The sequence below is a fragment of the Bacillus sp. FSL H8-0534 genome (assembly GCF_038005885.1).
Taxonomy (GTDB): domain Bacteria; phylum Bacillota; class Bacilli; order Bacillales; family Bacillaceae_G; genus Bacillus_A; species Bacillus_A pseudomycoides.
The window spans coordinates 4,956,702-4,969,504 of record NZ_JBBOUC010000001.1 but is presented as its reverse complement, the minus strand read 5'-3'; the positions used below and the strand labels follow the sequence as shown (position 1 = coordinate 4,969,504).

Below are 12,803 nucleotides of genomic sequence, written 5' to 3'. Positions count from 1 at the left end.
ATTCATTTTCATTAAAAAGAAGAAATATTTGTATAATTAAATTTCCACATGTAATATACGTAATTATATATAATATTAGGGGGATTAAAGATGGGACTCACACTCTTTCGGTATTTTCTTTTTTTCTTAGGGTTAACTTTCTTTGGACTCGGAAACGCCATTGCGGTAAAAGTTAAATTCCTTGGTCTGCATCCATGGGAAGTTCTGAATATGGCACTCTTTCAGCGATTCGGATGGACAATCGGCACATGGAGTGTTATATGCGGTTTATTTCTCGTTCTGGTTTCTTTAGTAGTAGATCCAAAATACATAAACGTAGGGACATTCTTAAATGCACTGCTAATCGGTCCTATTATGGATTTTTTCTTGAGATTGAATATCCTTCCTCATGCTACTCAGTATTTATGGATAAATCTTCTTATTTTACTTGCTGGAATCATAATTACAGGCATTGGAGGTGGCATGTATGTCGCCGCCGGAATTGGTGCAGGACCGCGGGATGGATTTATGCTTGCCATTTCGGATAAAACTGGATTATCTGTAAGTCGTGCTAGAATCATTGTGGAGAGTATTGTGCTTGTAATTGGATACATTCTAGGAGGTCCCGTTTTCATCGTAACATTCTTATACACTTTTATCCAAAGTCCAATATTCCAGCAATCATTTAAAGCATTTCAAATGTTTTTAAATACTTTAGAGAGGAAAAAGAAAGACCACATTAGTGCGAATTTATAAATATATAAAACTTAACAAAAATATAAGAGTCTATTTTGAAGACAGTATCATCAAAATAGACTCTTTTTATATTTAAATTTTTAACGGGAAACTAGAACAAACGACCTCTTTTTTATAAATATACTACTTTTATTTCTCTATATGCATGAGTACAATTCTCCACCCGTCAGGATCTTCTATTGTAATACCTTTTTCTTTCCAGTATGGATTTTCTGGTTCAACTTCATCATAACCCATCGCATGTAACCTGTTAGTTACTTTTTCAATCTCAGCTTTATGAGTCATATAAAACACCAGTAAGTTATCTTTTGTTGGAGCTGGACATGGACTGACGTTGATATGCCTTGTAAACTCTAAATGATATTCTACATCAGGTAATCCAAACATAACTCCATCATAACCTTCATGATTATGAAACTCCCCTATCCGTTTTAAGCATAATCCTTCTTCATAAAATGCGATAACTTCTTCAAATTTAGCTGTCGGGCGTGCAATTCTAATTTGAACCCAATTCTTCATGCTTTTCTCTCCTTATATTTTTTATGCTCCTATCTGTTAATATAATCGAGTTCCACGTTTATTGAATCCCTCATTCGTATGAAGATGAAATAGTACAAAAGACTTATCGTGCTTATAGTAAAAAATATTACACTGTTTATGTCCCCCAAAAACAGTCCACATTTATTCAGAATATGTGTAATAAAATGATGGTAACCGTTCTATTAAACTATTTGTTGAAATTCATGTTAACAGGAGGAAATAAAATGTATGAAAACAATCGAAAAAGAAAATGGAACGGGTCTTCCAAAGCGATCCCGCTTTCTCTTTTAGATGTAAAAAATGAACTAAAGAAAAAAAGCAAAAGTAGTACCGCTTCCTTTAAAAAGGCTGCATTAACAATAGAAGAGAAAATGCTTATTTATAACATTACAGAACAAACAAAACAACTGAACAAAAATAACGTGACGAGAACACGTGCTTATTATCAGTTTTACCTTCAGCATCCTGAAATACACTGGGCTCTACTTGGACATATGGTATCACGTAATGGCGGTTGGAATATGACAGATTTAAAAGGGGATTTATATACAAGATTGTTATCAGAAAAAGACCAACTTACCTACTACTCTTTTTTAGAACGGGGAAACTGGTTAATCTTCCAAGATGTGTATCCACAATTTTTACTATATGAACAAAGCCTTAAAAGATCTAAAACTCTCTTTTACCTCCTACCCCATCTCAATGTCTCAACGTTTATGGAAACGATGTGGAACCATTTTTGGAAAACGGGCAATCACTATACATTAGCTATAGCAACGATTATTAATGAACAAAGCTATTTAGAAAAAAGAGTCATTCAAAATGATCACTTTAAAAAGACCGTACTAAATAGTATTGGATTTAAACTCTTTGACTTCTTCCGTTTTAATCATATCCTTTTTCCATACTATGAAGATGAGACCAAACAAAAAACATTGTTATTTGGTGATACAATGAAACACTTTACCTCCTTACATGAACGAATTCTACTAGGCAAACGATTATACTCTTTATTGTTTCGCAACGAACATACGTTATCCAAAGTAATAAATTGGGCTCACGATCATTCGCATACTGCTTCACGGAAAGACTACTGGCCTCATTTGTTTTCTGATGTAAATGAGTCATTTTCTCGTGAATTTTATAAACGTAGAATAAAAAAATGTCACCTCAGAAAAGATGCAAATCGTTTATACAGCCCTCAATTAATATACGCATGGAAAGATTTGAAACATGAAGAGGCAGAAAAAGGAGACTGGTTTGAAGACTGGCGTATCGTAGACTATTTCATTGATAAAGGAGAAAATACAAATGGGAAGATTGAGGATGACTATTGTAAAACGATGGAAAAAATTGAACTTGCAATTCTTACGAAAAAAAATATCCTTCTCAGAGAAGAAGAAACAGAAGAGTAATCACCTAGCATTTATAGTCGCCATCATTTTCTCCTGTTTCATTGGAACATATTTAGACTATCTATTTGTTAGTAAACAAATGTATGCCTTTCCAGTCAGACCATTTCCAAATATGTTTTCGGTCAATATCGCTTTTACATTATTTATATTGCCAACCTTTACTGCTTTCTTTTTACATATTGCCAAAGCTTTATCTACATTCTCAAGAATTCTATTTATTATGCTAATCGGCATTTGTGCAAGTATATCCGAACAATTTGCTGAAAGCTTAGGATTGTTTACTCACAATGAAAACTGGCATCATTATTATTCTTTCTTTGGATATATGATTTTCATGTTTTTTATGTGGAAGATTTATCGGTGGCTACAATACTAAGTAGTAGTTGTAGATTAATAAAAACAAAGTTACTATATAAAGAAAAAGCAAATTAGAAACCAACTTCTAATTTGCTTTAAAGGTTTCTCATTAAGTCCCATATATTCCTAGATTCTATGTCTGATAACTTAATAATTTTTTCTATAATACATTGCTCATTACTCTGTAGGCTCATAGATGCAACGGAGCGCAACATTTTATGATCACCAATACAAACTCCCTCTTTCGCATGCAAAAACATTGGTACATCATTTGCGTCGTTACCGAAAGCGATGAATGATCCTTCTTCTACTCCTAACTTTTGTAATCCTTTCCATTTATCAATCCCTAATGGACTTATATCAATTATGTCCTCTTGATGATGTGCATACATTTGCACAGGTAGTTCATTTAACACTTCCACTAATTTTTCTTCATTCCCATCAGGGAACAACACAACTTTCACCATTTCATCGATGCAATCAATCGATACATTAGTAGCTAATTTATCAGGATCTATGTTGCGATAAATTGGATGATTTTCACTTCCAGTATAAGCATAATCCCATTGACTATCGATCAAATAAGCAAGGTGATGCTCCTCTATTAATGAACGAATAGACTTCATTGTTGATTTATCAAATGGTGTAACCTCAATGACTTTTCCTTCTTTTACAACAAATGCCCCATTTCCACCAATCATTGAATAGTGATGCATATGCCTTGGTATTACAGGTAATAAATCTCTTATTGGTCTAGCAGATGCAAATATGATTTCATGTCCTCTAGCATGACAAGTATCTAATGCTTGAATTATACCTTCCGTTAATGGATTTCCTTTAAAACAAATTGTACCATCAATATCAAAAATAAATTTCATATACATCACTCCTTTCTTTTTAATGTAAAAAATTTCTTTTATAATGAACAGGACAGATGTCCGAAAAAGGAGGAAAATCATGAAAAAAATTGAAGACGACTTGCTACTATCAACTTACTTAGCAAATGAACATATACAGAAACTTTTTACACATCTTCATCACCCATTTCAAATTCGACGATATGATGTAAAAGAGATTGTGTTACACGAAGGAGAAGCTATTGACGGTCTATACATTCAAATATCTGGACGTACAAAAATTACGACGAGTGTAATTACAGGAAAAGCATTATTACTTCGATTTTGTTCTGCCGTTTCCATTATGGGTGATATTGAACTCATTCAAAATGTAAATATACAATCGCATGTAAGCGCTGAAGAAAAAACCGATTTTATTTTTATCAATAAACACTATGTTAATAATGTACTTTTACATGACATTGCTTTTTCACAAGAACTTTTACACCATGTGACTTACAAACTACAAACATGTACGACTGCCTCACGTATTAATTTGTTAGCTTCAGTGGAAACACGATTTGCAAGTTACTTATGCACAATACGAAATACCTCTAAACTATTCGGGAGAGAAATCCGTACAACAGATCATCACGAGATCGCTTCACTTATCGGTACTACAACTCGACATCTAAATCGCATTATCGAAAAATTAAGTATAACGAATGTCATTCGCAAAGAAAACAAACAAATTATCGTAAAAGATTGGGAATCTATTGAACGTATTTCTAATGGTTTAAGATACGAATAATTTCGTTATACTAAATATTGTTGCATTCCAAAAAGGAGCAACTCATTCCAATTGCTCCTTCTCTCTATGATTTGTCTTTGTAATGGGTTTTAGACCGTCCCTTTAAAAATCTGTTAAACTACCTCTCCCATTACTAACATAGAATGGTTTTGAAGGCTTTTGGAACGCAGACTATACGCGACTACTTTCCTCTTGTACTGCTTGACTACATCAACATGATCGTTGTAACTATAAACCCAAAACCTAACATCGTTTTTTCCTCTCTTCGTATCAATGATCAATGGAGTCTCACTGCCCTCTGGTGGAAAATAATATTTCTCTAAAAATATTGCTTCGTTAAAGTAATCAATAATTTGAAGTTTATCTTCATCTGCTAATCGGTTTCCATCAATTGTTACAGTAACAGCCTCACCATTAAGTTGTGGATGCAATTCAAATCTACTGACAAAAGACTCCACAACAGAGGTTGGAAGACTGGACACTACTATTTTAAGACCACCGAAAAGAACTAACATAACTATAAACCAGGTCGTCATATTTTATCATCTCCACTACATTCTAAATTCTTATTATTACATGATTCCTATTATCGTCGAATACTATTTAGAGTCTCTACAAATCTTTTAATCCCTACATGAATAAGATCTGTGTTCGCTCTTCCAAAAGTAAAACGTACATATTCTTTTTTCGAACCTAATACACTCCCTGGAACAAAAGCTACACCATTTTGTATCGCTCTTCCTAATAAATGATATTCATCAATTGAACCCTGCACTTGACACCACAAATGGATACCGCCTTCTGGAACATGAAACTCAACCTGATTCCCTAAAAGTTCCCCAAGACTTGTGATTAATTGATCCTTTCTCTGTTTCAGTTGTTTACGAAGCATAGAAATATGCGCATGAAAATTTTCTGATTCTAAGAATTGATTCGCTATCCATTGAGGAAAGACACTATGTCCAAAATCTACTTGCTGCTTTGCATCTGCTAAACGCTCAATGACCTGAGGTGGACCAATCACCCACCCAATTCGCAATCCAGATGCTACGATTTTCGATAATGAACTAATATATAGAACATTTCCATTCGTATCCATAGACTTTAAGGTTGGATTTACTTCTCCATTGAAAGAAGTTAAGCTATAAGGATCATCTTCCACAATTGGTATACCAAATTCAGATGACAATCCCAAAATCTTTTTGCGACGAGACAATGAAAGGACCGTTCCGGTTGGATTTTGATAATCCGGATTTAGAAATACCATGCGAATTCGGTGCTTTCTGTGTAAATCTATCAAATCATCCGGATTCATGCCATGTTGATCCACAGGTAAATGGTATATTTTTAACCCGGCAGATTTAAACATCGGAAGCGAAAAACAATACGATGGATTCTCAATAGCAATGGCATCTCCTGGCTTAAGCAAGCACTGCACAATAAGATTAAGTGCCTGCTGCGCCCCTGATGTAATTAAAATAGAGCGTGGATCAACATCGATATTTTTATATTTATCTACATGTGAAGAAATCGTTTCCCTTAACTTTTCATTTCCTTGTGGATGATCATATCCTAGATTCTCCATAAATATTTGTTCTGAGAGAATCCTGCGAAACTGGTCAGCAGGAAACAAATCCCGTGACAACTCACCACTTGCTAAATTAATCAAATCATCCTTCTGAGTTTCTGTTCGAATTTGTTGAACTAGCGGTAGATTCGGGAGGAATGAACCATCTTCTACATATCTCCCCCAATTTGGCGTACGTTTACGCGATATCCCCCATATATCTGTGTTTACACGCGTTCCACTTCCTTTTATTCTCTCTACTACCCCAAGTGATTTCAGTTCCTCATATGCCGCTACTACCGTACTGCGGTTCACTTGCAACTCTTTTGCTAAAGTACGTTCCGAAGGTAACATACTATCTGAAGAAAATTCTCCTGAAGAAATCCCCTGTTCTATATAGTCAGCAATTTGTTTGTAGACTGACGTTTTATCTGCACGATTGGGTCTCCATTCCATCTAATTCCCTCCCTCTTATCAGCAGACTTTTTATTGATTAAAATAAAATTAAGGTGTTAATCTCTGTTTGTTATATACTAAGTATTTCGCTGTTTGAATTTAGCATAGTTTGCCCTATTCATTCCCAACTATGAAGATATTCACTCATTCTACAATGTGAATAGTAGTAACTAAATAGATATACGAATTGAATTCCCACTCCTATTGTACATTCACATATTTGAGGAATGGAGCTTCTTTACATTAAAAGGTGATGTCTCTATATCCTTATAAAAAAGAATAGTGTTAAAAAATAAACATTCCATTTCATTTAGGCCACCTACTTATCTAAAGTACAAAGACTACAAGACAGCAACCGCATACCACGTAACTCCTATAAGAAGACTTAATAAAAGGACGATATAAATAACAGACAAGTTCGTCACATTCTGCTTCGTAGACTGACCGTAATTTTCCTCCATGTTTCTTGCAACTAACATCGTTCCCAAAAGTGATACAATTACAATAATAATAACTAATGAAATTGCAAATTTCATTGGCTTTCTCCTCTCTAAAACCAGTCTATTTGAACAGAAAATCTAATCGTTCGACTTAAAAACTTTATACTTTTTGGATGAGAGCATAATCAAGATACTTAAAGCATACTACCCTTCTCTTTTATAATAAGGGATATTTATTTCAAAAGGACCATCCACTTTCACAACTTTTTACTCATCCACTTTACGAGTGAAAAATAGTGTTTCTAAGTTATTGCTACCACTAAAAAAATAAAAAGAACAATACAAAAAAAGCAAACAACCTACTGAGTCTTTCTCATCGGTTGTTTGCTTTTTATTAGCACTATGAAACATTCGGTTGTCTTGATACCTCATCAAAAATTCTTCGTATTATTGTCCAATTAGAAAAACGTTAACCAAACAAAGTAAATTATCGGTTAGCCACTTCATTTTCTGTTTGAACCTCTACTGGAACACGCTTACCTATTCCAAAAGCATAAAAGCTAATGACAACGATAGCCAGGAAAATAACTCCTACAATAAGTGAGATTCGTGTGTCTTCGTTGAACCACATACCGATTAGCACCATGATTAAAAAGGCAATCGTTACATAGTTTGTAACAGGCGCAAATGGCATTTTGAACGGATGATTGTCCATTTCAGCTCCTTTTGCTTTTCTGAATCGGATTTGACTAATCAGAATGACAAACCACGGAATCATACCAGGAAGTACACTTGCACTGTATACATACACGAATAAGTTTTTTGGTGCAATATAACTTAAAATAACGCCAATCGCTAAGCCAATTAACACGCCAATCGTACCAAATAAAGGCACACCATTACGGGAGACTTTTGCAAAGTATTTTGGTGCTTGTCCATTCATTCCTAGTGTATAAAGCATACGTCCTGCACTGTAAATACCACTGTTACAGCCAGACATTGCAGCTGTGATTACGACAAAGTTAATCAGCCCAGCAGCTGCTGTAATCCCAACTTTCGCAAAAGTTGCCACAAACGGGCTACCAATTGAGCTTAGTTGATCCCAAGGGTAAACAGTTACAATAACAAAAATTGCCCCAATATAGAAAATTAAAATACGCCAAATCGTACTTTGAATCGCTTTAGTTAACGTTTTTCTCGGATCTTTTGCTTCGCCAGCTGTAATCCCAATTAATTCGACACCTTGATAAGCCCCAACAACTAGTGATAGAGCAAAGAAGAACCCTGACCAGCCACCTGTAAAGAAGCCGCCATTTTCCCAAAGATTAGATAAACCGATTGCATTCCCTCCGTTACCAAATCCGAAGAAAATAAGTCCAACCCCCGCAATAATCATTAACACAATGGTAACGATTTTAATCATCGCAAACCAAAATTCAAATTCACCAAATGATTTAACAGAAATTAAATTCGCCGCACCAAGAATCACCATTGTGATGATACCTGGCACCCAAGCAGGCAGATCCGGGAACCAGTACTGCATGTATGCCCCAACCGCTATAATTTCTGACATTCCAACAATCACCCACTGGAACCAGTTACTCCATGCCGTCATATACCCTGCTAATGGGTGTATATACTTATGGCCAAATGTCGCAAATGAACCTGTACCTGGCTCTACATACAACATTTCTCCCATCGCACGCATAATGAAAAATATAAAAATTCCTGCGATTGCATAAGCAAGCATTACCGACGGACCTGTCCATTTAATCGTACTTGCTGAACCCATAAATAAACCAACACCAATTGTACCGCCTAAAGCAATCATTTGAATATGACGCGCTTCTAAACCCCTCTTTAGTTCTTTGTTTTCCACTTTATTTCCCCCTCTTGCGCTATTAAATCCCAAGCTGAACACTATACTACAATTTCTATTAGGTATCAAAATGATGAAGCAAGCGTCACTTTTTTCTCTCTTTTAAAAGCTGCCCTAAAATCATTTTCCATTTCCTATTAACCATTCGCAATAGTCAGAAAATTAACCCTATCTTCCCTTCGTCATAAAATTACAAAATTACTTATTTTATAATAATTTATCTGTCTGAAAAATACAATTATTTTTTTCAGAAAATTATTATATATAAATTAATTAGAAAATAATAACTAGATTAGAAATAAACACCATTACCCGATTATTATAAAAACACTTCATCATCGTAGCAAATCTAGGTGAGTAGTTACCCATAATCGAGCTTAAGAGTAAATAGCGAACTCTAATTTCTATCTTGTAGCATAATCAGCATGAAATGAAACCTTATAAAAAAGTGTTTCGCCTTTTAATCGTAGAGTTACAAGGAAAACATAATAGAGTGAAACTTTAATCGTTGAGAGTTTTCTCCCTCATGAATCAGGCTTTTACGAGCAGTTGATTCCTAATTTAACTTCTTTGTCGTAAGAAGTGAGTCTTACTGTCCGTAAATAGCGTGATTAAAAATGTATTGACAAAATAGCATGTATTTTTTTATAATCCGTTATAATAACTTAAACAACTGTAATTTGCCATGATTTTATTTGCGATGAAGAGGAGAGTAGATGGTTAGGAGTGTATCAGAGAGCTCCCCAAGGCTGAAAGGATGGTAACGATTGAATCATTGAAGGTGGCCTCGGAGCTTTACTTGTGAAATAGATATTTAATGTCTAAATTAGTAAGTAACAGTTGGTCCCGTTAGTATAATAAAAAAAACGAAATCCCTTCTTAAGATAAGGAATTTCATTTTTTTTATAAACAGTTTAACTTTTTTCAAAACAGTGTGACTTCCTTACAAACGTCGCGACTTTGTTTTAAAGATCATGACTTTATTTTAAATCCACAAAAGGCTAATAACATATCATTTCCAAGTACTGTGTTATGAAAAAATTAGCAGCAGGTGGTTATATAATTAACAAGAGGCTTTCGAAACAGCCACTTTCTATTATTTTACTTCTATTGTATAATTCCCTGTTCCACTGCCATATTTATATACACTTAAATAATATTTCCCCGGATTCGCATAATAGCTTCCCAGCAATTTATTTCCTTCGTACTTTGTTGCATAAGTAACATAGTTATTCAAATCTGACTCGTGATATAATACCCAATTCAATCCAAGATTTTGCTCATTCGTAACGGTAATCTGTAAATCCTTCGCTTCCCTTATATCAATTACAAAGCGATCAATTTGATCTTGATTATTTAGGCTACCTCGTAATAACGTGTTCAGAGATAGAGGGTTAGCTGTATCGAATGAATTATTTGGTTCTTTTTCTACACTAGTATCCTCCTCAGTGTTCACTCCGTTAAACACAATATCATATTCAAATTGCCCAGCTGCATTGACACGGTAATTTACGAAATAAGCAGTTAATGTTTTATATCCGCTCCACTCTTTTTGCGAAAGATGTTTAAGCATCTCATTCGTTGCTTGATTCATCGCTTTCCAGTCTTCATTTTCTCCTTTTGACGTACTTCCTGTATATGTTCCTTGTAGTGTAAATGTATTAAAGAATTGTGATTTATTCTTTGTTACCTTCACATTTTTTAACTTTGCTTCATTTGTGATATCCGCCGCAACTTCCGAAAGCGCTTTCAGTTTATGCCCTGCTAAATAATCATCTGATACTTGCGGAATTGTATACTTATCACGATTATTAATAAGCATTTGCATATAAGATTGGTAATCTTCATTTAATTTATTGTCTTTACTTAATGCAGAGCGATACGCATCGTAACCTGGGACATCATTTGCACGAATTAAATCATGTACTTTATCGAACATATCAGGACGGTTATTATACATATAAGATTGCAATGCAAACGAATAGTTATAAAAATCCCACGCTCCATATTTTGCATTTAATGTTTGCTCAGCTGTGTATCGCTTAGCTGGATCATTGGATAATCCACCAATTATACTTTTTCGCGGTACAACACTATCTACTCGAGTTGAACCTGCAAAGAATTCCGCATTTCCTTCTTCAAACCAAGTCAAGCGTTCATTTTGATATAGTTCTCCTTGTCCCCATAACCCAGGCACTTCATATCTTCCTTGCAAATAGTGTGTAAATTCATGACGGAACAATTCTTCTAAACTATAAATACTCTGCTGCGGTGTACGTTCATATGTAAAGAAAGTTCCGATTCCTTCAATGTAAATTCCACCATTATTTGTTTCATAGCCGTACAATTGACGATTAAATTGATATTCATCCGGACTATTGTAAATCACCATTGTTAACACATCATCAGCATGTCCACTTTCAAGTGGCTTATCACTACCAACTGTACGATAAAATTGTGCTTTCACTTCTTTTGCTGCCCAATACAAACGTTTAATTTTCTCTTCAGTAACCTTATCTCCCGCTTTAAAGACAATTGCCCCGTCATCAAATGTATACGTTTTCGGCAAATATTTTTGCTTGCCATCTTCTCTAATTTTATCCAAATTTATTGTCTTTCCGTTTGCATCTACTCCGCCATAATTTGTAGTGATTTGTTCTGCCGCAACAAAATATTGCTGTCCTAAATATGGATAAATACGCATCGCTTCTGTAACAACTTGCTGTCCTTTTGTTGGTGTACTATGAAACTTGCCAAATCGGCTAGCATAGTAAATGCCATTATTAATTAACCATCCATTTTTATCCGTTACCGTACCAATTAGTGCAAAACGACTTACTTCATTAATAAAGCTATCGATGTTCTTATACCACATCGTATCTTTTGGTTCTTTGTCCGTAGTATACATATACGACTGAACATCATAATCAATTTCTTTCATCAAGTTATATATAGCATCACCTTTTGTCCGATCTTCAATAAACGTAGAAAGATTATCATTATATTGTTTAAGAATTCCAGCAGCATATTGAATTATTTCAACATCAGCCGACGCGCCTCCAATTAACATTCCATACGACGAAATTACTTTATTTTGTTCTGATGTACCAAGTTTAAAATTCGGGTTCTTCGCAATTGTTTTTAACGCTGGTAAACATTTGTCATGATAGCTACGCTCACTTAGTTTACTTAATTCTTGATGATAAAAGCCTAAATAAAAACCCGAGCGTATAACTTCTACTAATGTCTCAACTCCTTTTGAATCATCTTTCGTATACGTTTGACCTTGTTCTGCTAGTTTATCAATGAGTGCTTGCATACGGCTATCATCTTGATAGAATTTCAAACTATCATTATTAAACTGAAATAATTCCGGAATTTGATTCCATTTAATTGTCACAAGAAGATCGGCTAATTGTTTGTTGCTTAATTGATTCAATTCAGCCATCGAATATTTTCTTTCTTCAACTAGCTGTTTAGTATTCTCTTTTGGCATTGGTGGACGCTGCGATAGGTCTGCTAACTTTAACCGTTTTGTAAATGAAGTACTTTCTTGTATGTTCGAAGAGTGTGCCAACTCATCAGGAGATTGCCTTGACCCTATCGGCTCCATTTGTAATGTATTCTTCGTATATTTTTCTTTTGTCTCTGCTTGAACTTGCAATCCATTACATGATACAGTAACAAGTCCAACGCCCAGCATCAATTTATAAAATTTCGAGTATTTCACCATGCTGTTGCCCCCTTTTTAATAGATAGAAAATTCA

Annotated in this window: 11 protein-coding genes; 4 read left to right on the top strand and 7 right to left on the bottom strand. The window is 34.6% G+C overall.

Annotated features, from left to right (window positions below; genetic code table 11):
- Positions 1-90 precede the first annotated feature (90 nt).
- Complete coding sequence (locus MHH71_RS25455; RefSeq protein WP_003199374.1) at positions 91-735, top strand: YczE/YyaS/YitT family protein; 645 nt, start codon at positions 91-93, stop codon at positions 733-735.
- Positions 736-864: 129 nt separating this feature from the next.
- Here MHH71_RS25455 and MHH71_RS25450 read toward each other — a convergent pair whose 3' ends face one another.
- Entirely contained in the window at positions 865-1,254 is a 390-nt protein-coding gene (locus MHH71_RS25450) for a VOC family protein (RefSeq protein ID WP_006097311.1), read from the bottom strand.
- A gap of 224 nt (positions 1,255-1,478) precedes the next feature.
- Between MHH71_RS25450 and MHH71_RS25445 the strand changes: the two genes are divergently transcribed.
- Positions 1,479-2,690, top strand: a complete 1,212-nt coding sequence (locus MHH71_RS25445; RefSeq protein ID WP_170957105.1) for a DUF2515 domain-containing protein — start codon at positions 1,479-1,481, stop codon at positions 2,688-2,690.
- A complete protein-coding gene (locus MHH71_RS25440) occupies positions 2,602-3,066 on the top strand; it encodes a CBO0543 family protein (RefSeq protein ID WP_224796269.1) in 465 nt (154 codons plus the stop codon). Before MHH71_RS25445 ends, MHH71_RS25440 begins: the two co-directional genes overlap by 89 nt.
- A 76-nt stretch (positions 3,067-3,142) precedes the next feature.
- On the opposite strand, the gene MHH71_RS25435 is transcribed toward MHH71_RS25440, so the two are convergent.
- Complete coding sequence (locus MHH71_RS25435; protein ID WP_003199369.1) at positions 3,143-3,931, bottom strand: HAD-IIB family hydrolase; 789 nt, start codon at positions 3,929-3,931, stop codon at positions 3,143-3,145.
- A 73-nt stretch (positions 3,932-4,004) separates the two neighbouring features.
- On the opposite strand from MHH71_RS25435, the gene MHH71_RS25430 reads away from it, so the two are divergent.
- A complete protein-coding gene (locus MHH71_RS25430; protein WP_018765207.1) occupies positions 4,005-4,694 on the top strand; it encodes a Crp/Fnr family transcriptional regulator in 690 nt (229 codons plus the stop codon).
- 113 nt (positions 4,695-4,807) lie between these two features.
- On the opposite strand, the gene MHH71_RS25425 is transcribed toward MHH71_RS25430, so the two are convergent.
- From MHH71_RS25425 to MHH71_RS25405, 5 genes are all read right to left on the bottom strand, one after another.
- Positions 4,808-5,230, bottom strand: coding sequence for a YfmQ family protein (locus MHH71_RS25425; RefSeq protein ID WP_018765206.1), 423 nt, complete (start codon positions 5,228-5,230; stop codon positions 4,808-4,810).
- Positions 5,231-5,280: 50 nt separating this feature from the next.
- On the bottom strand, positions 5,281-6,717 hold the full coding sequence (gene pdxR / locus MHH71_RS25420; protein ID WP_006097312.1) for a MocR-like pyridoxine biosynthesis transcription factor PdxR: 1,437 nt from the start codon (positions 6,715-6,717) through the stop codon (positions 5,281-5,283).
- 341 nt (positions 6,718-7,058) lie between these two features.
- Positions 7,059-7,253, bottom strand: coding sequence for a hypothetical protein (locus MHH71_RS25415; protein ID WP_006097313.1), 195 nt, complete (start codon positions 7,251-7,253; stop codon positions 7,059-7,061).
- Positions 7,254-7,644: 391 nt separating this feature from the next.
- Positions 7,645-9,036 (bottom strand): amino acid permease, encoded by a 1,392-nt coding sequence (locus MHH71_RS25410; protein WP_018782218.1) that lies wholly within the window; start codon positions 9,034-9,036, stop codon positions 7,645-7,647.
- Positions 9,037-10,132: 1,096 nt separating this feature from the next.
- Complete coding sequence (locus MHH71_RS25405) at positions 10,133-12,769, bottom strand: collagenase ColA (RefSeq protein ID WP_006097314.1); 2,637 nt, start codon at positions 12,767-12,769, stop codon at positions 10,133-10,135.
- Between the last annotated feature and the right edge of the window lie 34 nt (positions 12,770-12,803).